Source organism: Streptomyces purpureus, assembly GCF_014648195.1.
Taxonomy (GTDB): domain Bacteria; phylum Actinomycetota; class Actinomycetes; order Streptomycetales; family Streptomycetaceae; genus Streptomyces; species Streptomyces purpureus.
Genome location: NZ_BMQQ01000012.1, coordinates 167,907 through 189,044 on the forward strand (window position 1 = coordinate 167,907; position 21,138 = coordinate 189,044).

At 71.8% G+C, this 21,138-nt stretch carries 21 protein-coding genes; 8 read left to right on the forward strand and 13 right to left on the reverse strand.

The genetic code is table 11. The annotated features are described in order from the left end of the window. Positions 1–33: 33 nt before the first annotated feature. The 5 genes from IEZ01_RS17535 to IEZ01_RS17555 all read right to left on the reverse strand — a co-directional run bounded on the left by IEZ01_RS17535 (position 34) and on the right by IEZ01_RS17555 (position 4,793). Positions 34–942 carry an aminoglycoside phosphotransferase family protein gene (locus tag IEZ01_RS17535; RefSeq protein ID WP_019888241.1) on the reverse strand — a complete coding sequence of 303 codons (909 nt, stop codon included), beginning with the start codon at positions 940–942 and terminating at the stop codon, positions 34–36. Positions 943–1,035: 93 nt separating this feature from the next. After that, positions 1,036–3,051, reverse strand: a complete 2,016-nt coding sequence (locus tag IEZ01_RS17540; RefSeq protein ID WP_189202506.1) for an NB-ARC domain-containing protein — start codon at positions 3,049–3,051, stop codon at positions 1,036–1,038. A 38-nt stretch (positions 3,052–3,089) separates the two neighbouring features. After that, positions 3,090–3,749 carry a DUF5063 domain-containing protein gene (locus IEZ01_RS17545; protein ID WP_019888238.1) on the reverse strand — a complete coding sequence of 220 codons (660 nt, stop codon included), beginning with the start codon at positions 3,747–3,749 and terminating at the stop codon, positions 3,090–3,092. 53 nt (positions 3,750–3,802) lie between these two features. Next, positions 3,803–4,402 (reverse strand): recombination mediator RecR, encoded by a 600-nt coding sequence (gene recR / locus IEZ01_RS17550; RefSeq protein ID WP_019888236.1) that lies wholly within the window; start codon positions 4,400–4,402, stop codon positions 3,803–3,805. Between the two features lie 55 nt (positions 4,403–4,457). Beyond that, positions 4,458–4,793, reverse strand: a complete 336-nt coding sequence (locus IEZ01_RS17555; protein WP_028797784.1) for a YbaB/EbfC family nucleoid-associated protein — start codon at positions 4,791–4,793, stop codon at positions 4,458–4,460. A 301-nt stretch (positions 4,794–5,094) separates the two neighbouring features. Here IEZ01_RS17555 and IEZ01_RS17560 point away from each other — a divergent pair, with 301 nt between their 5' ends. Continuing rightward, positions 5,095–5,850 (forward strand): SLATT domain-containing protein, encoded by a 756-nt coding sequence (locus IEZ01_RS17560; protein ID WP_019888234.1) that lies wholly within the window; start codon positions 5,095–5,097, stop codon positions 5,848–5,850. A 206-nt stretch (positions 5,851–6,056) separates the two neighbouring features. Here the strand turns inward: IEZ01_RS17560 and IEZ01_RS17565 are convergent, their stop codons facing one another. The 3 genes from IEZ01_RS17565 to IEZ01_RS17575 all read right to left on the reverse strand — a co-directional run bounded on the left by IEZ01_RS17565 (position 6,057) and on the right by IEZ01_RS17575 (position 8,940). Next, positions 6,057–6,707: a putative DNA-mimic protein gene (locus IEZ01_RS17565; RefSeq protein WP_019888233.1), complete on the reverse strand. Its 651-nt coding sequence runs from the start codon at positions 6,705–6,707 to the stop codon at positions 6,057–6,059. Positions 6,708–6,820: 113 nt separating this feature from the next. Then, positions 6,821–7,507, reverse strand: a complete 687-nt coding sequence (locus IEZ01_RS17570; RefSeq protein WP_028797783.1) for a GntR family transcriptional regulator — start codon at positions 7,505–7,507, stop codon at positions 6,821–6,823. 71 nt (positions 7,508–7,578) lie between these two features. Beyond that, the gene (locus IEZ01_RS17575; RefSeq protein WP_019888231.1) at positions 7,579–8,940 is read right to left on the reverse strand and encodes an aspartate aminotransferase family protein; all 1,362 of its coding nucleotides are present in this window, start codon (positions 8,938–8,940) and stop codon (positions 7,579–7,581) included. 243 nt (positions 8,941–9,183) lie between these two features. Here IEZ01_RS17575 and IEZ01_RS17580 point away from each other — a divergent pair, with 243 nt between their 5' ends. The 3 genes from IEZ01_RS17580 (at position 9,184) to IEZ01_RS17590 (ending at position 11,098) form a co-directional block, all read left to right on the forward strand. Then, positions 9,184–9,561: a hypothetical protein gene (locus tag IEZ01_RS17580; protein WP_019888230.1), complete on the forward strand. Its 378-nt coding sequence runs from the start codon at positions 9,184–9,186 to the stop codon at positions 9,559–9,561. 461 nt (positions 9,562–10,022) lie between these two features. Continuing rightward, positions 10,023–10,628 (forward strand): type 1 glutamine amidotransferase family protein, encoded by a 606-nt coding sequence (locus IEZ01_RS17585; protein WP_028797782.1) that lies wholly within the window; start codon positions 10,023–10,025, stop codon positions 10,626–10,628. Continuing rightward, positions 10,625–11,098, forward strand: coding sequence for a MarR family winged helix-turn-helix transcriptional regulator (locus IEZ01_RS17590; RefSeq protein ID WP_019888226.1), 474 nt, complete (start codon positions 10,625–10,627; stop codon positions 11,096–11,098). The genes IEZ01_RS17585 and IEZ01_RS17590 overlap by 4 nt, the downstream gene beginning before the upstream one ends. Here the strand turns inward: IEZ01_RS17590 and IEZ01_RS17595 are convergent. The 3 genes from IEZ01_RS17595 to IEZ01_RS17605 all read right to left on the reverse strand — a co-directional run bounded on the left by IEZ01_RS17595 (position 11,061) and on the right by IEZ01_RS17605 (position 13,417). Then, positions 11,061–11,552, reverse strand: coding sequence for a VOC family protein (locus IEZ01_RS17595; protein WP_019888224.1), 492 nt, complete (start codon positions 11,550–11,552; stop codon positions 11,061–11,063). The two genes, IEZ01_RS17590 and IEZ01_RS17595, sit on opposite strands and share 38 nt — an antisense overlap. Before the next feature lie 120 nt (positions 11,553–11,672). Then, entirely contained in the window at positions 11,673–12,212 is a 540-nt protein-coding gene (locus tag IEZ01_RS17600) for a DinB family protein (RefSeq protein WP_019888222.1), read from the reverse strand. A gap of 83 nt (positions 12,213–12,295) precedes the next feature. Then, positions 12,296–13,417, reverse strand: coding sequence for a CapA family protein (locus tag IEZ01_RS17605; protein ID WP_019888220.1), 1,122 nt, complete (start codon positions 13,415–13,417; stop codon positions 12,296–12,298). A gap of 175 nt (positions 13,418–13,592) precedes the next feature. Here IEZ01_RS17605 and IEZ01_RS17610 point away from each other — a divergent pair, with 175 nt between their 5' ends. Next, positions 13,593–14,132 (forward strand): hypothetical protein, encoded by a 540-nt coding sequence (locus IEZ01_RS17610; RefSeq protein WP_019888218.1) that lies wholly within the window; start codon positions 13,593–13,595, stop codon positions 14,130–14,132. Here IEZ01_RS17610 and IEZ01_RS17615 read toward each other — a convergent pair. Further along, positions 14,123–15,007, reverse strand: a complete 885-nt coding sequence (locus IEZ01_RS17615; protein ID WP_028797781.1) for a glycoside hydrolase family 19 protein — start codon at positions 15,005–15,007, stop codon at positions 14,123–14,125. The two genes, IEZ01_RS17610 and IEZ01_RS17615, sit on opposite strands and share 10 nt — an antisense overlap. A 189-nt stretch (positions 15,008–15,196) precedes the next feature. Between IEZ01_RS17615 and IEZ01_RS17620 the strand changes: the two genes are divergently transcribed. Both IEZ01_RS17620 and IEZ01_RS17625 read left to right on the forward strand, forming a co-directional pair. Continuing rightward, positions 15,197–16,735 carry a substrate-binding domain-containing protein gene (locus tag IEZ01_RS17620; protein ID WP_019888215.1) on the forward strand — a complete coding sequence of 513 codons (1,539 nt, stop codon included), beginning with the start codon at positions 15,197–15,199 and terminating at the stop codon, positions 16,733–16,735. 72 nt (positions 16,736–16,807) lie between these two features. After that, positions 16,808–18,706, forward strand: coding sequence for a serine/threonine-protein kinase (locus tag IEZ01_RS17625; protein WP_229833031.1), 1,899 nt, complete (start codon positions 16,808–16,810; stop codon positions 18,704–18,706). 78 nt (positions 18,707–18,784) lie between these two features. Here IEZ01_RS17625 and IEZ01_RS17630 read toward each other — a convergent pair whose 3' ends face one another. Next, positions 18,785–20,068 (reverse strand): adenylosuccinate synthase, encoded by a 1,284-nt coding sequence (locus IEZ01_RS17630; RefSeq protein WP_028797780.1) that lies wholly within the window; start codon positions 20,066–20,068, stop codon positions 18,785–18,787. A gap of 175 nt (positions 20,069–20,243) precedes the next feature. Between IEZ01_RS17630 and IEZ01_RS17635 the strand changes: the two genes are divergently transcribed. Then, positions 20,244–21,053, forward strand: a complete 810-nt coding sequence (locus IEZ01_RS17635) for a diacylglycerol kinase family protein (protein WP_019888211.1) — start codon at positions 20,244–20,246, stop codon at positions 21,051–21,053. Positions 21,054–21,138 lie beyond the last annotated feature (85 nt).

A 21,138-nucleotide genomic window follows, 5' to 3' on the forward strand; every position in this document is an offset into this window, starting at 1 on the left:
GGAGGTGGTGGAACGGGGCCATGGCACCGGCCCTCAGCCCCGGGCGGCCAGGATCTCCGTGACCGAGCGGAGGCCCACGGCGGCGAGGGCCGGGTTCGTCACGCGGTAGTAGTGGTACGCGGTGAGGCCGAAGCAGAGGGCCCAGCCGCGGCCGCGGCCCCAGGTCGCGTTGTCGACGTCGGCCTCCGCGCGGAACAGGTCGCGCGTCCCGGCGTCCAGCAGCGTCCAGGCGGGGATCGTGTCGCAGGCCGGGTCGCCGACGCCGACCGCGCCGAAGTCGATGACGGCGCTCAGCCGGCCGCCCCTGGCCAGGAGGTTGCCCGGCAGCAGGTCACCGTGGACCCAGACGGGCGCGCCCTGCCACTGCGGGAGCGCCAGCGCGGTCTCCCAGGCCTCCGTCGCGGCGGCCGCGTCGAGCGTGCCGTCCGCGCCGAGGTCGCGGATCGCGAGCCGTACGTCGTCGTCCCGCGAGCTCAGCGGGCCGCCCCGGAACGACCGCGGGCCGCCGTCCGCGTCCACCTTCCGCAACGCCACGACGAACCGGCCCAGCGTGACGGCCGCGTGCGGGAGGTCGGCGATCGGCTCGTCGAAGGCGTTCGCCCCCTCCAGCCAGCGGTACACCGACCATGCCATGGGGAACCCCTCCCCGGGCACCCCCTTGCACAGCGGCACCGGCACCTGGAGCGGCAGCGCCGGAGCGAGCCTGGGCAGCCACCGCTGCTCCTTCTCCACCTGGTGCGCGGCGCCGGGTATCCGGGGAAGGCGTACGACCAGGTCGGCGCCGAGCCGGTACATCGCGTTGTCGGTCCCGGCCGACTCGACGCGTACGACCGGGAGGCCGGCCCACTGCGGGAACTGCGCCGCGACGAGCCGCTCGACGAGCTCCTCGTCGATGTCGAGCTCGTCGGCGTGCATCTTCTGGCGCGTCTTCCCGCCGGTCACTGGTCCCCCTACGACTGACTGCCGATGTCCGGGGCTCATCCCACCGGCCGGGTCGGGCTCCTGTCGACCGAATTCCCCCGCACGACCGGGCACTCAGTCCATGAGGCGGCGCACGAGCCGGGTCAACTCACTCTCGCCCAATGCGCGTTCGCAGTCGGCCAGAAGGGCGGGCCACAGCGCGCGAGCGCGGTCCTCGTGGCCGAGCTTCCGCAGCAGGTGGACGAACGCGGCACGGTCCGTCAGCGTCATGGCGTTGGTGTCCCCGTCGCGCACGCGCGACTCCTCGGCCACCCTCTCGGCGAGGGCGAGGGCCTGTTCGCCCGCGCCGGCTTCCAGCAGCTGCCACACCATCATGTCCCGGATGCGGCGCACCAGGAATTCGTCCGGCGGCTCGGCGTTCATCGCGTCCCGGAGGAACTGTTCCGCCTCACCCAGGTCCCCGGCCCCCTCCCAGGACGCCTCCGCCAGAGCCAGCCGGGCCGCGATCGTCTCCGGGTGCCGGGCGCCTCGGACCCGCAGGGCACGCTCGACGTTCTCCTCACGCAGCCGCACAGCCAGTTCATGCTCCTCCGGCGGCAGCGTGTCCGCCAACTGCTCGCGCGCGGCGAGCGTGCGACGGTGGTCCGGACCGAGAACGCGCACATGCGTCGAGAGGTTCGCCTCGCACGCCCGCACGGCCTCGCGGGTGTGCCCCGACAGGGCAAGGAGGTTGGCGATGTCGTCGAAGGAACTGACCGTCAGTTCGTCGTCCGGGCCGCATAGCCGCAGCATGGACTCCGCCGCCCGGGCGGCCAGCGGCAAGGCCCGGTCGTACGCCAGGTCCATGCCGAACTGCGCCGTGGCGAACCGGAAGAGCATGGCCATGTTGGCGCTGTCGTCCTCGGCACGCGTATGGCTCGCGAACGCCTCCGCCTGCACGGCCATCGCGCGCGCGGTCTCCACGCCCTGGCCGGGATTCGCCGCCCTCGCCAGCAGGAGCAACGCGCGTTCCCGCGCCTCCTCCACCCCCTCCCCCGACGTCCGCGCCACCGCCTGCACCAGCCGGTGCACCGCGATCTCGCCGTCCCGCAGGGTGATCAGGCTGTGGGCGGCCAGGCGCCGTACCGCCTCCGTCACCTCCAGCGGGGTGCCCAGCGGGTCCAGGAACCGGCGGGGGATGCCCTCCGGGGACCACCAGGCGATGATCCGCAGGATCTTCTCCGCCAGCGGGGTGTCCGCGAGCCGGTCCAGGCTCACGCTCCAGACCCGGGCCACCGCGCGGCTCGCGTCGCCGCCCTCGGCCGTGCCCGCGAAGACCTCCGCCGGGTACTGCGCCAGCAGGTCCAGGTAGGCGCCGGGCGTGATGCCGGCCTCGGCGCAGTACGCGGCGGCCTGCTCCACCGCCAGCGGCAGGAACCCGAGCTCCGCGCAGAGCTCCTCAACTGCCCCCGCCTCGCCCCCGCCCCGGATGCGGGTGAACAGTTCGACCGCCTCCGACGGGGAGAGGACGTCCAGCGCGACCGTACGGGCGATGCCCTGCCAGCCGCTCGCCCGGCGGGTCGTGACGAGGAACCGGCCCCTGGTCGCCCGGGCCAGCAAGGGCCGTACGTCCGCCGGGTCGGTGACGTTGTCCAGGATCAGCAGCCAGTCGTCGTGGGTGGCGAGCCACTGCAACGCCCGTTCTTTCAGCGCCTCCTGGGAGAGGACGCCCGAGAGCGCCGGCTGCATGGCCACCGCGAGCGCGGCCAGTCCGGCGTCGAGTTCGGCTGTGGTCTCCGCCGTGATCCACCAGACGGGGTTGTGGTCGGCCGCCCGGGTCGCGGCCCACCGGGCCGCCAGCGTCGACTTGCCGATGCCGCCGAGGCCATGGACGGCCTGGACCACCACGCCGCCCGCGCCGTCTCCCAACGCCGCGTCGAGCAAGCTCAGTTCGCGCTCGCGGCCGACGAAGGTGTCCGTACGCAGGGGTACGTGGACCAGCCCCGCCGGGCACTCCGACGGGGCCAGCGCTTCCGCGGGGAGCAGGGTCGCGCGCTCCACCTGGGTGACGTGGTCCCCGGTGTTGATCCGCCCGGCGTTGCCGCCGACGGCCACGGCCCCGTCACCCGATGCCTCTGTCTGTCCCGCCACGCCCCCATGATGACGCGTCGGCGGGCACGTACGGGCGGCTACCGGCCGGAACGCAGCCCCAGGGGTCCCGCGATCTCCTCCGCCATCACACGGCCGGCCTCCTCGGCGAGGACGTCCTCCGTCAGGTCCTCGTCCGTGTCCAGGCCGTCCAGCTCCTCAAGAGGCTGGTCGAGGCGGACATGGGCGACGAGGGACTGAAGGGCGCGGAGGGTCGCCGAGGCGGTCGGGCCCCAGTTGGAGAAGTACGAGAACTGCCACCACCACAGCGCCTCGGTGGTCCGGCCCGCGCGGTAGTGGGCCAGGCCGTGGCGCAAGTCGGTGACGATGTCGGCGAGGTTGTCCGAGATCCGGCACGGCACCGGCGCCTTGCGCGGCTCGTACGGGTCGAAGACCTCGGAGAACACGTCCACCGGGTCCAGGAGCGCCGCGAACCGCTCGCGCAGGTCGTCCACGTCCAGGTCCGGGCCCGTGTCGGGCTCGTAGCGCTCCTCGGGAACGATGTCCTCGTGAGCGCCGAGCCGGCCGCCCGTGAGGAGCAGTTGGGAGAGCTCCAGGAGCATGAACGGTACGGCGCTGTCGGGCTCGTCGCCCTTGGCCACTTCCGTGGTGGCGACGATGAAGGACTCGATCGAGTCGGCGATCTGTACCGCGAAGTCGTCGGGGTTCTGGGTCACGGAGTGCAGTGTGGCGTCAGACATCGGAGATGCCTCCCTTGAGCGCGCGGAGCCCTGTCAGCGTCGAACGACTGTCGTCATACATCTAGCAGTCGCCGCCCCTCGAAGGCACGCCCCAGGGTCACCTCGTCGGCGTATTCGAGGTCGCCGCCGACGGGGAGACCGCTGGCGAGGCGGGTCACCTTGAGGCCCATGGGCTTGATCATCCGCGCCAGGTACGTCGCGGTGGCCTCACCTTCCAGGTTGGGGTCGGTCGCCAGGATCAGCTCGGTGACCGAGCCGTCGGCGAGCCGGGCGAGCAGCTCGCGGATCCGCAGGTCGTCCGGGCCGACGCCCTCGATGGGGCTGATCGCGCCCCCGAGGACGTGGTAGCGGCCACGGAACTCACGGGTCCGCTCGATCGCGACGACGTCCTTCGGCTCCTCGACGACACAGATCACCGAGGTGTCGCGGCGCGGGTCGCGGCAGATGTTGCACTGCTCCTGCTGCGCCACGTTTCCGCAGACCGCGCAGAAACGGACCTTGTCCTTGACCTCCAGCAGCGCGTGCGCGAGACGGCGTACGTCCGTGGGCTCGGCCTGGAGGATGTGGAAGGCGATCCGCTGGGCGCTCTTGGGACCGACGCCTGGCAGTCTGCCCAGTTCGTCGATGAGGTCCTGAACCACGCCTTCGTACAACGGAACGCCTCTCCTGGTGCTTCGTGCTTCTTACGGTAGTTGCTCTGCGTACCGGTTAGAAGGGAAGGCCCGGCATTCCGCCCAGGCCCTGGGTCAGCGGCCCCAGCTTGGACTGCTGGAGCTGCTGGGCGTTGTCGTTGGCGGCCTTCACCGCGGCGACGACGAGGTCGGCGAGGGTCTCGGTGTCCTCCGGGTCCACGGCCTTCGGGTCGATCACCAGGCCGCGCAGCTCGCCGGCGCCGGTGACCGTGGCCTTGACCAGGCCACCGCCGGCCTGGCCCTCGACCTCGGTCGCGGCCAGCTCTTCCTGGGCCCGCGCGAGATCCTGCTGCATCTTCTGGGCCTGCTGGAGGAGCTGCTGCATGTTGGGCTGGCCACCACCGGGAATCACGGTCACTCCTGGCATTTCGACGACGATTGTTCGGTATGCCGAGCCTACGTGGTCACCGCCCGGCGTGCGCCACAACTCTTTCGAGTGAGAAACTCAGGGCCCCACTACCTGATCAAGCCCCTCGTGAGGGCGGAAATCCCGGGATTCGTGGGCCCTGGCCCACCATTCGGCGGTAGGAAGGGGTGCGCGAGCATGCGCACCAGCACGCACGCGTGTCCCCCGGGTCACGCTAAGTAACAGGAGAGCGCCGAGCACGCCGCCGCAGAGCGCTGACGCTGACGCTGAGCAGAGGAGTGCCCCGGTGAGCCAGCCGGAGATGCAGCCCGGGGGACCCGCCCGGGAGGAGGGGGACACCCATGCCTCGCGCCGGGTGTCGCGCACACCGCACGGTGATCTGACCGGGAGGCCGTTTCCGCTCGGCGACTGGGGGGAGCCCGCGGAGCGGCTGGACGAGCTGTACCGCTGGGTCGAGGCGAACGCGCTGCGGACGACCGAGTGGTATCTCGCGGACCGGGTCTGGAAGCGCCGCTGCGCGCGGGCGCTGCGGGCGGGTACGGCCCTCGGGGTCATCGCCGGCGCCGCGCTGCCGCTGCTGGACCTGACCGGGGTGCTCGGCGGGGCCGCGACCTGGGGCTACCTCTCGCTACTCCTCGCGGCGGCGTTCCTGGCCTGCGACCGGTACTTCGGGCTGACCTCCGGCTGGATGCGGGACGTGGCGACCGCGCAGGCCGTGCACCGCCGGCTCCAGGCGCTCCAGTTCGACTGGGCGTCGGAGAGCGTACGGGAGGTGCTGGGCCCGACGGAGGGCACGGCGAGCGAGGCCGCCGAGCGGTGCCTGGGGGTGCTGCGGCGGTTCTCGGAGGACGTGACCGAGCTCGTACGGGCCGAGACGGCGGACTGGATGGTGGAGTTCCGCTCCGGGCCCGCGCCGCTGGTGACGCAGTCGATGGGGGCGGGCGGCGGCGGACGGCCGGAGTCGCATCCGTCGACGCGGCTGCCGCTGCCGCCGGGGACACGGCCGAACATGCCCCGGCAGCGCCCGCCGGAGCCGCGCTAGCGGCCGGGCGGCGCCGGCCCGGCCGTCCGGGGCGAGCCCCTCGTGCCGGGGCCCTGGGCCCGGGCCGGGGTGCGTGCACGGATACGCACGGGCACGGCCGTCGGCGGCGTCCGGGCCGGGGTGGCTTGCGCGGATACACGCACGGGCACGGCCGTCGGCGGCGCCCCGAAGCGGGCCCGTACGAGCCCGCTGGGGGTTGGCTGCCGTCAGCTGAAGATGATCATCGAGCCTTGGCCCAGGCTCCGCGTCGCCGCCGCGTGCAGGCCCAGCCACACGTGGCGTTCGCGGGCGAAGGGGCTTTCGTCGTACGGGATCGGGCCCGCGGGTTCCTCCAGGGACGTGGGGTGTTCCGGGGGGAGCGGGGCGGCCGGGGGGTTGGCGGGGTCGATGCCGATGGAGGGGGCGACGAACTCCAGCTCGCGCAGCAGCCCTTGGGACGAGCCCAGCGGGCCGCCGCCCTCCAGGAGTTCCTCGGTGGACAGCGGCGTGGGGAAGTCCACGGGCACGTAGGCACCCGCGTGGTCGTAGTGCCAGACCAGGTGCGACTGCTGCGCGGTCGTCTCGAACATCTCCAGGAGCTGTTCGTAGTCCCCGCCGAGTTCGTCCACCGGGGTGACCGCCAGTCCGCAGATCTGCAGCAGGTACGCGCGGCGCAGGAAGTGCAGCGCGTCGTAGTCGAATCCGGCGACCGGCGCCACGTCGCCGGACAGGCCGGGCATGTAGGCGAAGACGGGGACCGTCGGCAGGCCGGACTCCGTAAGTGCCTTGTCGTAGGCGGCGATCTCTTCGGCGAAGGGGTTGTCGGGGCTGTGGCACAGCACGTCGACGAGGGGGACCAGCCACAGGTCACAGGCCAAGGGAGGCTCGCTCTCCGTCAAGTGCGGTTCGTACGATGGTCGGCACAGCGTAGTGCCATGCCTCCGCTCCGCACAGTCGTCAGCACGGTCGTCACAACAGTCCTGGCAGGCCCTTACCCAGCGGAGAGCCGGTCCGCCCACCTGAGGGCGTGCGTGTTGTACGCGTCGATGACGGAGAGCGCGGCGGGCACGTCCCCCAGCGTGATCGCGTCGACGAGATCCTCGTGGCCGCCCCACAGCCAGGCGAGCATGTCGCGGTCGTGGCGGAGGAAGGGCACCGCGAAGACCCAGGCCTGCACGCGCAGTCGGTGCAGGAAGTCGGCGATGTAGCGGTTGGCTATCAGGGCGCCGAGTTCGCGCCAGAAGCGCAGGTCGTAGCCGATGAGGATGTCCAGATCGCCGCCGCGGGCCGCCCGCGCGGCCTCTTCGGCGCGGCGGCGCACGGAGACGAGGGCGGGGCCGGTGAGGCCGAACGGCAGCTGGCCCTCGCCGCGTTCCTCGATCCGGCGGAAGACGCCGTCGACGATGAGCGAGCGGGCCTCGACCATGCCGCGGTAGTCGTCCACCGAGAACTGGTGGACGCGGAAACCTTTGTGCTGGTCGGAATCGAGGAGCCCTTGCGCGGAGAGGTCGACCATCGCTTCACGTACGGGCGTCGCGGACACCCCGTACTGGTCGGCGATCTGCTTGACGGTGAACTCCTCACCGGGCTGCAGACGCCCTGCGAGGATCTCATCACGCAGCGCGTCCGCGATCTGCTGCCGCAAGGTGTTGCGGGTCACAGCTCCGCTCGCGGGCATGGTGTGGTCCCCTCCGTCCGGCTTTCGGCACACCCTAGACCAGCCGGAAAGGACCCCCACCGTGACGATGATTACACCGTGTGTTCGTCGGCGACGCTCAGCGCGGCGTCCAGGGCGGCCAGGCCTTCCTTCGCCTCGGCCTCGGTGATGTTGCAGGCCGGGACGGCGTGCGTGCGGTTCATGTTGATGAAGGGCCACAGGCCGTGCTTCTTGGCCTCGGCGCCGAAGGCGGCCATGGGGGCGTTGGCCTCGCCCGCGGCGTTGTACGGGACGAGCGGCTCGCGCGTCTCCTTGTTCCGTACGAGGTCGAGTGCCCAGAAGACGCCGAGACCGCGGACCTCGCCGACCGAGGGGTGGCGCTCGGCCAGCTCGCGCAGGCCGGGGCCGAGGACGTGCTCGCCGATGTGGGCGGCGTGCTCGACGACCTTCTCGTCCTCCATCACCTGGATCGTGGCGATCGCGGCGGCGCAGGCGAGCGGGTGGCCGGAGTAGGTCAGGCCGCCGGGGTAGGGGCGCTTGTCGAAGGTCGCCGCGATCTTCTCGCTGATGGCGACGCCGCCGAGCGGTACGTAGCCGGAATTGACGCCCTTGGCGAAGGTCAGCAGGTCGGGGATGACGTCGAAGTGCTCGGCGGCGAACCACTTGCCCGTACGGCCGAAGCCGGCCATGACCTCGTCGAGGACGAAGACGATGCCGTACTTGTCGCAGATCGCACGGACGCCGGCGAGGTAGCCGGGCGGCGGCGTCATGATGCCCGCGGTGCCGGGCACGGTCTCCAGGATGATCGCGGCGATGGTCTGGGGGCCCTCGAAGGCGATCGTGTCCTCCAGGTGCGCGAGGGCGCGCTCGCACTCCTGGGCCTCGGTCTCGGCGTAGAACGGCGAGCGGTAGAGGAACGGCGCCCAGAACCGTACGACGCCCGCGGAACCGGTGTCGGAGGCCCAGCGGCGCGGGTCACCGGTGAGGTTGATCGCGGTGGAGGTGGCGCCGTGGTACGAGCGGAAGGCGGAGAGCACCTTGTGGCGGCCGGTGTGCAGCCGGGCCATCCGTACGGCGTTCTCGACGGCCTCGGCGCCGCCGTTGGTGAAGAAGATCTTGTCCAGGTCGCCGGGGGTGCGCTCGGCGATGAGGCGGGCGGCCTCGGAGCGGACGTCGACGGCGAAGGCGGGCGCGAAGGTGGTGAGCTTCCCGGCCTGCTCCTGGATGGCGGCGACGACCGTGGGGTGCTGGTAGCCGATGTTGGTGTAGACGAGGCCGCTGGTGAAGTCGAGGTAGCGGTTGCCGTCGTAGTCCCAGAAGTACGAACCCTCGGCGCCGGCGACGGCGAGCGGATCGATCAGGCCCTGGGCGGACCAGGAGTGGAACACATGCGCGCGGTCGGCGGCCTTCACGGCCGCGCCGGCCTGGGGATCGGGTTCGACATGAGGGGTCATATGCCCAGGGTAGGGACGCGCGGACCGGGGCGGACATGGCCACCTTGTATGGAGTGAGCCACTTTCGTCGGCAGGATGTCGGCCTCCGACAAGGGAATCTTCCGGGCTTCGGCGGTTCGTACGACTAGTGTGTTGGATCTTTGCTGGCCGCAATGAGCAACGGGGGCTTTGGGGTCATGGGCTGTCACGGTTCCGGACTGGGCTGACACGCTGCTGGATCTGGTGGGGGTGAACTGGCCAAATGTGGACGAGGACGCCTACCGGGACATGGCGGATGCGCTACGGGAGTTCGCGGACGATCTCGCCGACGACGGTCAGCTCGAGGATCCGGCACAAGTGACCGATGCAGAAGCCTGGCAGAAAGCCAAGGAGAAGTACCCCGTCGGCTCCATCGCGCGGGGCGTCGTCAAAGCCCGTTTCAACTTCGGCGTATTCCTGGAACTGCAGGAAGCGCCCGCGGTGAAAGGGTTCGTCGACATCGTTTCGTACAACCCGGGCGGGGAGACTCCGGTGGCACTCCCGGATGTCGGTGAAACGGTCGAGGGGACCGTGGTGAGCCTGGTCGACCGGGACCAGCAGATTCGCCTGCGGGTCGGGCCGGCGCCCTGGGGAGCACCATAAGCGCGCGACATCCGACCCGATGCACCCCTCGCGCCGCCCCTCCATCCGGGAGCAACCCAGGTGGAGGGGCGGCCCGGCGATCGAAAGGATCAACTTCATGATTCCGTACGGCGGACAGGGGTGACGGAATGATCAGGGACAACGAGGAATTCGACGTGGTCGTCAAGGCGGTGACCATGGTGGGGTCGTTCGTGACGATCGAGACCGCCGAAGGCGTCGAGGGGTTCATCGATCAGGTCATGCATCCGTCCTGGTGGTCGGAGGAGGTGCCGCCGCCGGAGGTGGGCGACCGGCTGCATGTGGTGGTCCTGGACGCGTCCAGGACGCCGCCGCGGCTGAGTGCGCTGGAGAGGGACATCGAGACGGGGCGGCGGATTCGCTCCGGGGAGCTGACCCCGCCCTCCATTGACAGCATTCTGTCATCATGGCAGGATGCTGTCATAAGCGATCGGGAGGCCGCCATGACCAGCACCGCACCCCGCAAGACCGTCCACCTCGCCGTGTACGACGCCCTCGCCGACTGGGAGACAGGCCACGCCACCGCCTGGCTCGCCCGCTCCGGGTTCGAGATCCGGACGGTCGGGCCGAGCACCGCGCCCGTCACCAGCATCGGCGGGCTGCGCATCACGCCCGACCTCGCGCTCGAAGAGCTGACGCCCGAGGACAGCGCCCTGCTGATCCTGCCCGGCGGCGACCTGTGGGACGAGGGCGACGATCTGGCGCCGTTCGCCGCCAAGGCCCGGGAGTTCCTGGACGCGAAGGTGCCGGTCGCCGCGATCTGCGGGGCGACGGCCGGGCTGGCCCGGGAAGGGCTGCTCGACGACCGCCGGCACACCAGCGCGGTGTCGTTCTACCTGTCCGCCACCGGCTACCAGGGCGGCGAGCACTACGTCGACGCGGACGCCGTCACCGACGGCGACCTGATCACCGCCGGGCCGACCGAGCCGGTCGCCTTCGGCCGTGAGGTCCTCGGCAGGCTCGGCGCGTTCGAGGGCGCGAAGCTCGACGCGTGGTACCGCCTCTTCCACGACTCGGACCCGGCCGCCTACGAGGAACTGAACGCGTGAGCCGCTCCGAGCAGGACGCGCTGAGCAGGACCGCGCTCGGCGTGTTCCGGCTGAACGGCCAGTTCCTCGGCGTGTCCGAGGAACTGGCCCGGCCGGCCGGCCTGACCGCCGCCTGGTGGCAGGTCCTGGGGGCCGTGCTCGCCGAGCCGCTGCCCGTCGCCGGGATCGCCCGCGCCATGGGCATCACACGGCAGAGCGTGCAGCGGATCGCCGACCTGCTGGTGGACCAGGGTCTCGCGGAGTACGCCCCCAACCCGGCCCACCGGCGCGCCAAGCTCCTCGCGGCCACCGCCGAGGGCCGGGCGGCGATCAGCAGGATCGACCCGGGCCACGCGGCACTCGCGGCCGAGCTCGCCGCCGAACTGGGCGGTCAGGAGGCGTTCGACGAGACCGTACGGGTCCTGGAGCGGCTCTCCGCGGCCCTGGACGCGGTCACGGAGCGGCGGGCGGCTGGTACAGCGTCCCCGTGACGTAGCGCATGGCCTCGGTGAACTCGGGGTCGGACAGGCGCCGGTCCAGCTCGCCCTCCTCGACGTCCTCCACATGCGTCTGGATCCACCACAGGTTGCCGAACGGGTCCCGTACGCGGCCCACCCGGTCGCCGAAGTACAGATGCGTGACCTCGGTGACGGACGTCCCGCCGGCCTCGACCGCGCGGCGGTGGGTCGCGTCCGCGTCCTCGACGTACAGCCGCAGGAACGCGGGCGTGACCGGCCACCCCTTGGGGCTGTCGAAGGCCATCACGCGCGCGTCGCCGATGCGCAGTTCGGCGTGGCCGATCGTGCCGTCCTCAAGGACGAAGCGGCCGAGGTCCTCGGCGTCGAAGGCGCGCTGGAGGTAGTCGATCAGCCCGGCGGTGTCGTGGCTGATGATCCAGGGGGTCACGGTGGTGTAGCCGTCGGGGACGGGCTTGACCTCGGGCATGGGAGCTCCTGACGTGGGCCGGATGCGACGTGACCGCAACGCTAGAAGACAAATGGGTCAGGCCCTGTCCTCATTGGCCGTCCTCGTGGGGACGGGTCCCGGCCGAGCCGGCGCCGCGGTTCATACCCCGACGGTGCCGTCGACGCCCTCCCGGAGGAAGTCCGCGTGGCCGTTGTGGCGTGCGTACTCGTGCAGCACATGGAACATGACGAGGCGCAGCGAGACGTCCTCGCCCCAGCGCGCGGCGTGGACCGTGACGTCCAGGGACTCCGCCGCCGCCTCGATCCGCCGGGCGTGCTCGACCTCCGCCTGCCAGGCGTCGAACGCCTCGGCGCGCGTGGAGGTGCGCGCGTCGTACGCCATCTGGTAGTCGCCCTCGTCGGACCAGACCAGCGGGATGTCCTCACCGTTGATCACCTTGCGGAACCACGTCCGCTCCACCTCGGCCATGTGCCGGACGAGCCCCAGCAGGCTGAGCGTCGACGGCGGCATCGAGCGCCGGCGCAGCTCCTCGTCGGTGAGCCCTTCGCACTTCATCGCGAGAGTGGCCCGGTGGAAGTCGAGGTAGGCGCGCAGGGTTTCGCGTTCGCCGCCGGTGAGGGGCGGGGCGGTCCGTTCGACGGTTTTCCGTTCGGTGTGTTCGGTGCGTTCGGTCGTCATACGGGCCAGTCAACCGCGCGCACCGGCCCTGCCGCGCCGGTTTTTCCGCCGGGGCCGGCCGGTCGCGACGGCGTACGGCGGCGCTACGGGCGGGCCCAGCGCAGGGTCAGGAATCCGTCGGAGCCCGGCTCGGGCTCCACCGTCGTGCCGAACTCCCGGCCCGCCCGGCTGAGCACCCGGCACAGCCAGTCGGCGTCGGCCTCCGGGGCGTGGCGCAGCGACATCCGGCGGGCCCGGAGCGGGGCCATGCGCAGCCCGGTCAGCTCGCCGGTGGCGGCGTCCAGGGTGGGGAAGTAGAGCAGCCGCAGGTCGTCACGGTAGCGCTCGTAGCCGGTGATGCCCTCGTAGTCGTCGACGAGGTCTCCGCAGCCGTACAGGATGAGCCGGCCGTGGTGGACCTCGATGGGGCGCGGGTGGTGCGAGGAGTGGCCGTGCACGACGTCCACGCCGCCGTCGACGAGCCGCCGCGCGAAGGTGGCCTGGTTCCCGGGCACGGCGTAGCCCCAGTTCGTGCCCCAGTGGATGGACACGACGATCAGGTCGCCGTCCCGGCGGACCGCCCGCAGGCGGCGTACGAGGGCGTCGGCGCTCCGGACGGAGAGGTCAGGCACGAAGTCCACGCCCGGCCGGTCCTCGGCGGCCGCCCAGCGGGAGGGGATCCCGCTGGAGGCCATCCCGCAGGACAGCACGACGACGCGTCCGCCGTCGGTGGGGACGACGGCGGGGCGCCGCGCCTCGCGGTCGTCCCGCCCGGCCCCCGCGGTCCGCAGGCCGGCGGCGCGCAGCACGTCGAGGGTCTCCTCCAGGCCGCGCGGGCCGAAGTCCAGCACGTGGTTGTTGGCGAGGGCGCAGACGTCGGGGCGCGCGACGGTGAGGCAGTCGACGTTGGCCGGGTGCATGCGGTAGTTCACGGCCTTGCCGGGGTCGAAGTGGTCGCTGGTGGTGACGCTGGTCTCCAGGTTGATCACCCGGACGTCGGGGGCGACCGCCTCGCACACCTCCAGGGCGTCCCCCCAGGGCCAGGCGGGGCCGACGGGCCGGGGGATCGGGCCGTTGGCGGCCTCGGCCAGGGCCACGTAGTCGCGGGCGTCCCGGACGTACGCCTCCCGCAGCGCCGGATCGCCGGGGTGCGCGAGGATCTGGTCGACACCCCGGCCCGGCATCACATCGCCGCTGAGCAGCAGCGTCACGGGGGCCAGGCCCATGGGGCCAATTTTCCCACCGCGCCGCGGAAGCGGCCCGGAGGCCGCCCCGGGCGGGCGGTGGCTCAGAAGTGGATCCCGGCGCGGCTTCGAGGCGGACGACGTGTCCCCCTTCCGGGGGAGCCGGTTCGTCCGGCGGCGTGATCACGCGCGCGTGGGCGGCGACGAGGCTGGCCGTATGACCGAACGAACCGTCCCGCCGTGGGCTTTCGCCGCCGCGCGTGCCATCCCGCTGCTCGCCCTGCCCGTCTGTCTCTGGCGCCTGCCGTACGCCTTCGGTTACGACATGGGCAGCACCCAGGAGCTGGGGCCCTGGCAGTGGTGGATGATCCCGTACGTCTTCGGACTGAGCGTGCTGTCGGAAGTGTTCTGCCTGCTCTGTTCCGGGCTGGTGCGCCCGTGGGGGGAGACCGTGCCCGCCTGGGTGCCAGGACTGGGCGGGCGGCGCATACCGCCCGCCGTCGCGCTCGTGCCCTCGACGCTCGCGGCGCTCGGCCTGACCTGGCTGTTCGTGGACTGGCTGCGATCGTTCCTGCGGATCGGCGACTACGTCCGGCCTCCGTACGACGACGGCTGGTACGAGCTGGCGATGACCGTCAGTGGCCTGTTCAGCCTGATCGGTCCTCTCCTGCTCGCGCTCACCTTCGCCTACTACCGGCGCCGGTGCCTGCCGGGGGCGTACGGGGGCGGCCCCGGCAGGCCCGCCCGTCAGCAGTAGAGGTTGCCGCCCGGTGCGACGCCGAGGATCTGGGTGAAGCGCTGGTAGTTGTTCACGCGGCTCTGGACCTGCGCCGGGTTCTTGCCGTCGCATTCCAGGGATCCGTTGATGGAGCGGATGGTGTGGCCGAAGCCGGCCTGGTTGACCATGGCGTTGTGGGCGGTCATCGTGCCGGGGCCGTTCTGGGTGTTCCAGTACCACAGGCCGGTCTTCCAGGCGACGGCCGCGTCGCGCTCGACGCGGTACGGATCGCGCAGGAGGTCGATGCCGAGGGCGTCACCGGCCGCCTTGTAATTGAAGTTCCAGCTGAGCTGGATGGGGCCGCGGCCGTAGTACGCGGCCTGGCCGGCCGGGCAGCCGTAGGGCTGTCCCGCGTCGCAGTAGTGGGGGTAGTTGGCGGTGTTCTGCTCCACGATGTGGACGAGGCCGCCCGTCTCGTGGCTGACGTTGGCGAGGAAGGCGGCCGCCTCCTGCTTCTTCACCGTGTCGCTGCCGGTGGTGGCGAAGCCGGGGTAGGCGCTGAGCGCGGCGGTCAGGCCGCTGTAGGTGTAGAAGGAGTTCCGGTTCGGGAACATCTGGTTGAACTGCGCCTCGGAGACGACGAATCCGGACGGGTTCGGGCCGGGGCCCGGATCCGTACCGCCGCAGGCGCCCTTGTCGCCCCAGACGTCGGCGCTGCCCGGCCGCTCGTTCTGGGTCCACCACTTGGCCTGCCAGTTGCGGCCGTTGTACGAGGCGGTGTTGCCGCCCCAGTAGACGCTCGACGCGTTCCAGGCGCCGGCGCACGCCGCCGCGGACGCGGTGGCGGGGAGGAGCACGGCCAGTCCGATCGCCGTGGCGAGTACGGCGAGAAGGCTCAAGAGACGACGCAACATGCGCGGTTCCTTCCGTGTGGGGGAAAGCCCAAGGAACCGCGATTGGTATGGACCTGTCAAGGTCTAGACCAGATCTCGTTACGTACGGGCCCGGGAACCCGGCCGGCCGAGCTGAACGAAGGGCGAATTCCACACGGCACAAGCCCACTTCACGCGCCCGCACGCCCCCAACGTGCCTACGGTGGCGCCGTGGAGTGGGTCAACCCCGAGAACACCATCGCCGTCCTGACCGCCCTGCTGGGCGTGCTCGTCTCCTCCGGTGTGCTCTGGTACGAGCGGCGTGTCCCCCGCCGCAAGCGCATCGGCTACCGCGTCCAGCTCGACACCCCCATCGGCAGCGGCGGGGACGCCGGAGGCGGAGGCCGGGCCAACGTCCGGCTCGGGCTCTTCAACGAGACCCCCGACATGTCCGACGCCACCCTCGTCCTGCTCCGGATCGAGAACGACGGCGCCCTGTCCATCGCAGGCGACGACTACACCGGGCGCGGCACGCACGGCCTCACCGCGGAGTTCCACGGCCGGACCGTCCGGGGCATCGCCGTCACCCAGCCGCCCGGCGCCGCCCACCTCATGGACCATTTCACGGCCGCCGCCGGGCTGCGGCACAGCGGCTCCACCATCCACCTGCCGCGCGTCCCGCTCAACCAGGGCGAGCACTTCAAGCTCCTCGTACTGCTCACCGGCTCCGGCGTCGGCGGCGCCGTCACCGTCACGGGCGGCATACGGGACGGACAGGTCCGGCCCAACCACGCGATCCTGCCCGACGACAAGCCGCCGGTGTTCAGCCGGGCGGCCCGGACCATCACGGTCGTCCTCACCGCCTGCGTCATCGCCCTCGCCTCGATCATCGTCGTACGGGACGACTCGCCGCCGCCGATGGGCTGCGCCCGGGGCACGCTGACCGTCACCGGCTCGACCGCCTTCGCGCCGGTCCTGCGCGAGCTGGCGAAAAAGTACGAACGGGACTGCGAGGGCGCGACCGTCGTGGTCGACGCCCATGGCTCCACCGCCGGGATAAGGGAGCTGGCGGAGAAGGGCGCGAAGAAGGGCGGCGGGGCGCCGGCCTTGGTGGCGCTCTCCGACGGGCCCAAGCCCGGCGGTCATCCGCAGCTGCGCGAGAGCCGCATCGCGGTCTCGCTCTTCACCCTCGTCGTCAACGACAAGGTCCCGCTCAAGAACCTCTCCCTCGACGCCGTCCGCCGGCTCTACAGCGGCGACGTCACCAACTGGAAGCAGCTCGGCGGGCCCGACCTGGACGTCCTGCTGGTGAGCCGGGACGCCAACTCCGGGACCAGGGAGGTCTTCCAGCGCCGGGTCCTCGGCCGCAACGAACCCGCCCATTCCTCCCGCGACTGCGCCACCAAGGACGACCTCCAGGCCCGGGTCGTCCGCTGCGAGCTCGACTCCACCGAACAGGTCCTGGGCACCGTGGCCAAGCTCCCCGGCGCGATCGGCTACAGCGAACTGCGCACCGGCAGCGGGCTGAAGGGCCTGCACCGGGTCGGGATCGACGGACGGGTGGCCGATGTGGACGAGATCGGCGAGAGCACGTACCCGTACCGGGAGATCGAGTACGCCTACACCTACGGGCAGCCGCCGGCGGACTCGCTCACCTCCAGCTTCCTGACCTATCTGAGCCGGGGCAGCGGCCAGGACGTGATCCGTACACACGGCCATCTGCCGTGCGCGACCCCGAAGGGGCTGCGGATCTGCGGCGAGGACCGATGACCGGAGCACCGGGCGTGGCGGGGACGGCGACCGAGACCGGCCGGTGACCCGGGTCTGGCATGCTCTCTTCGCGTGGAGCCCTTGCTTGGTGAAGACCCGGCCGCCGTCGGACCGTTCCGCCTCCTCGGGCGGCTCGGCGTGGGCGGGATGGGGCGGGTCTATCTCGCCCGGTCCGCGGGCGGCCGTACGGTCGCCGTGAAGGTCGTGCACGGCGAACTCGCCGCCCAGGACGAGTTCCGCAGACGCTTCGCCCGGGAGGTCGAGGCGCTGAGACGGGTCGGCGGGACCGGCACCACCCCCGTCCTCGGCGCGGACACCGACGCCGAACCGCCCTGGGTCGCCATCGGATACGTACCGGGTCCGTCGCTGCGGGCCGTGGTGGCCGACGAGCACGGGCCGCTGCCGCCGGAGTCGGTACGGTCGCTGGCCGCCGGCCTCGCCCGGGCGCTCGGCCACGTCCACAGCGCCGGGCTCGTCCACCGCGATCTGAAGCCCTCCAACATCCTCCTCACCGTCGACGGGCCACGGCTGATCGACTTCGGGATCGCCCGGGCCGTCGACACGGTCACCGACGGCGGGCTGACCAGCACCGGCGCCGTGGTCGGTTCGCCCGGGTTCATGTCGCCCGAGCAGGTACGGGGCGAGAAGCTCACCTCCGCGTCGGACATCTTCTGCCTGGGCTCGGTGCTGGCGTACGCGGCGACGGGACGCTCCCCGTTCGGCACGGCCGACAGCGGGGTGCACGCCACGATGTTCCGGATCGCCCATGACGAGCCGGATCTGGAGGGGCTGCCCGACGAGCTCCAGGGGCTGGTCCGGGCGTGTCTCGCCAAGAGCCCCGGCGACCGGCCGAGCGCGGAGGAGATCGCCTCGGCGCACCCCGTCGCCGACCCCTGGCTGCCGGCCGGGGTCCTCGCCGCGCTCGGCCGGCACGCGGCCCGGATCCTGGACACCGATGGCGCCGGAGACGGATCCGGTGACGGCACGGGCGTGGGCACGGCCGTCGGCGCGGTCTCCGGCGAGGCGGCCGACACGCCGGTCACTCCGGTGCCGGGGGCGCCGCGCCCGCCCCGCGGCGGGGGCCGGCGGCGCACCGCGTTCGTGGCGGGGGCGGTGGCGCTGGTGCTGGCCGCCGCCGGGGCGCTGACGGCGACGTACTGGCCGAAGGACGGCCGGCAGTCGCCCGAGGGCAAGGGGGGCGGCTCCTCCTCGTCGTCGGCGAAGCCCGCCGGTGTCGTGCCGGCCGCGTTCATCGGCGCGTGGGAAGGGGTGCTGAAGGGCACCGCCGACATCCCGCACGAGACCGTACGGATCGAGATCACCCAGGGCCGCACGGGCGCGAAGACGGCCGTCTACACCCACATCACCGGCGAGCGGCTCTGCATGGGCCGTGCCACGCTCGTCTCCGCGGACGAGAACCGGATCGTGTTCGGCGAGAGCGACGTGACCACCAGCGTCCCGGCGACCCGCTGCACCCCGGCCGCCCACCAGACGCTGACGTTCCGTTCCCCCGACGTCCTGGACTGGACCTCCGGGGCGGTCACCACGGCGTTCCGCCGGGCGAAGACGGGCCCCGACATCGTCCCGGCGTCGCTGGTCGGCCACTGGAAGGCGCCGGCGTTCGCCGAGATGTCCAAGAAGGACGCCGAGCGCTACGACTACCGGGTCACCGTCACCCAGGGCCCGGTCGGCGCCCCGCTCGTCCGGTTCGAGCAGACCTTCCCGAAGCGGGACGAGGAGACCGGCGCCCCGGTGGCGGGCACGGTCCACTGCGCGAGCACCGCGGTCGTCGGCGCGGCCGGGTCGCTGCTGGTCGTGGGCCCGACGACCCGGGACCCGGACGCCTGGGACCCGGAGTGCGCCGAATCGCCCGCCTCGAACCTCCGGGTCGACCGCTACCAGGGTAAGGAGCGGCTGCTGGTGTACGGGATGGGGTCGGACGGGGAGCCGGGCGAGTTCTTCCGCCTGTAGGAGGTACGGGTACGCGCGAAGGGCGCCCGGCTCGGAAGCCGGACGCCCTTCGTCCACGTGTGCCCGAGGGCCGCGGGTCTAGAGGAACGAGTTGATCTCGATCGTCTCGTCCCGGCCCGGGCCGACGCCGATCGCGGAGATCGGCGCGCCCGACATCTCCTCCAGCGCCTTCACGTACGCCTGCGCGTTCTTCGGCAGCTCGGCGAAGGTCTTCGCCTTGCTGATGTCCTCGGACCAGCCCGGCAGCATCTCGTACACCGGCTTCGCGTGGTGGAAGTCGGTCTGCGAGTACGGCAGCTCCTCGACGCGCTTGCCGTCGATCTCGTACGCGACACAGACCGGGATCTGCTCCCAGCCGGTGAGCACGTCCAGCTTGGTGAGGAAGAAGTCCGTCAGGCCGTTGACGCGGGTCGCGTAGCGGGCGATGACCGCGTCGAACCAGCCGCAGCGGCGGTCACGGCCGGTGGTGACACCCCGCTCGCCACCGATGCGGCGCAGCGCCTCGCCGTCCTCGTCGAACAGCTCCGTCGGGAACGGGCCGGCGCCGACGCGGGTCGTGTACGCCTTCAGGATGCCGATGACCCGGCTGATCTTCGTCGGGCCGACACCGGCGCCGGTGCAGGCACCGCCCGAGGTCGGGTTCGAGGAGGTGACGAAGGGGTACGTGCCGTGGTCGACGTCGAGGAGGGTGCCCTGGCCGCCCTCGAAGAGGACGACCTTGCCCTCGTCGATGGCGTTGTTGAGGATCAGGGTGGTGTCCGCGACGTACGGCCGGATCTGCTCCGCGTACTGGAGCATCTCCTCGACGATCTTGCCGGGCTCGATGGCGCGGCGGTTGAAGACCTTGGCGAGGAGCTGGTTCTTCTGCTCCAGGGCCGCCTCGACCTTCTGCTCCAGGATCGACTCGTCGTAGAGGTCCTGGACGCGGATGCCGACGCGGTTGATCTTGTCCGCGTAGGTCGGGCCGATGCCGCGGCCGGTGGTGCCGATCTTCCGCTTGCCGAGGAAGCGCTCCGTCACCTTGTCGAGGGTGACGTTGTACGGCGTGATCAGGTGGGCGTTTCCGCTGATCAGCAGCTTGGACGTGTCGACGCCGCGGTCATTGAGCCCGCTCAGCTCGGAGAGCAGGACCGCCGGGTCCACGACGACACCGTTGCCGATGACCGGAGTACATCCCGGCGAGAGGATTCCGGAAGGGAGCAGATGCAGCGCATACTTCTGGTCGCCTACGACGACCGTGTGGCCGGCGTTGTTGCCGCCCTGGTAGCGCACCACATAGTCAACGGATCCACCGAGGAGGTCGGTGGCCTTTCCCTTGCCCTCGTCACCCCACTGAGCACCGAGCAGCACAAGTGCGGGCACAGGCGTACACCCCTTCCGGGTGGGGCATGTCCAAGGTCAGGGGGCAGTAAAACGTCGTACGACGGTGTACGACACAGCCTGAGCCGTCGAACCGGTTGCCCCGGAATAGACGAAGCCCCTGGCGCAATAGCGCAAGGGGCTCTTGCACAAAGATGCTACCCGAGGAAGGACCGAGGTGTCGGCTCCCGACCAGCTCCTGGTGGTCATCGACCCGGTCGCGCGCCGCAGCGACGGCGAATCCGTACGGATCGCGAAGGATGTCCTGAGTGCCGGATCGTCGGCGAAGATCTGCTTCCCGGACGGCCCGCAGGAGTACGCGAGAGCCTTGGCGCGCCGGGGTTCGCGCAGGCCCGTCGTCATCGGTGACGACGGGTCGCTGCTGCGGATGGTGACCCTGCTGCACCGGGAGCGGGAGCTGTCGGCTGGGGCGCTGTCGATGGTTCCGGTGGGGGCGGCGGGCTCGCTGGAAATCGCCCGTTCGCTCGGCGTGCCGATGGGCGCGGTGGCGGCGGCGCGGACGGTGCTGGAGGGGTCCGCCCGGCGGCTGGACCTGCTCGTCGACGAGAGCGACGGGGTGGTGGTCGGCGGGCTGCGGATCCCGGCGACGACCGGCTCGCCGGGCTCGTCGTCCGACCATCCCCCGTCGGTCTGGGACACCTGCCGCTCGCTGGTACGCACGCTGGTGCGCCCCACGCCGGTCCTGGCGGCGGTGCGTACTCACCGGTTGCGGGTGGAGGCGGACGGGGTGCTGCTGAGCGATGTGGACAAGCCGGTGGAGGCGGTGAGCGTCCGCTCCACGTCGGGCCGCGCGGAGGTGGTGGTCCGCCCGCCCGCGGGCTCACCGCTTCGGGCGGTGGCGACGGCGGTGACGGTCTCGGGCCCGGATTTCCGCTACCGCGCGGACACGGTCCTCTCGGGCCCGGTCCGCCGACGCACCTGGACGGTGCGGCCTGAGGCGTGGGGCCTGACGCTGCCGCGGGGGTGACCGCGGGGGGCGCTGGGCCGCGCAGCTGGCCGCCGGAGGCGCTCGGCGCCGGGCCGGCGGGCGCCGGAGGAGCGGGGCGAGCTGA

Coding starts and splice junctions, on each gene's coding strand:
- IEZ01_RS17545 (WP_019888238.1), bottom strand. CDS start 3,749: ATGTCTGACGCCACACTGCACTCCGTGACCCAGAACCCCGACGACTTC.
- IEZ01_RS17570 (WP_028797783.1), bottom strand. CDS start 7,507: ATGCCCGCGAGCGGAGCTGTGACCCGCAACACCTTGCGGCAGCAGATC.
- IEZ01_RS17575 (WP_019888231.1), bottom strand. CDS start 8,940: ATGACCCCTCATGTCGAACCCGATCCCCAGGCCGGCGCGGCCGTGAAG.
- IEZ01_RS17585 (WP_028797782.1), top strand. CDS start 10,023: ATGACCAGCACCGCACCCCGCAAGACCGTCCACCTCGCCGTGTACGAC.
- IEZ01_RS17595 (WP_019888224.1), bottom strand. CDS start 11,552: ATGCCCGAGGTCAAGCCCGTCCCCGACGGCTACACCACCGTGACCCCC.
- IEZ01_RS17600 (WP_019888222.1), bottom strand. CDS start 12,212: ATGACGACCGAACGCACCGAACACACCGAACGGAAAACCGTCGAACGG.
- IEZ01_RS17605 (WP_019888220.1), bottom strand. CDS start 13,417: ATGGGCCTGGCCCCCGTGACGCTGCTGCTCAGCGGCGATGTGATGCCG.
- IEZ01_RS17610 (WP_019888218.1), top strand. CDS start 13,593: ATGACCGAACGAACCGTCCCGCCGTGGGCTTTCGCCGCCGCGCGTGCC.
- IEZ01_RS17615 (WP_028797781.1), bottom strand. CDS start 15,007: ATGTTGCGTCGTCTCTTGAGCCTTCTCGCCGTACTCGCCACGGCGATC.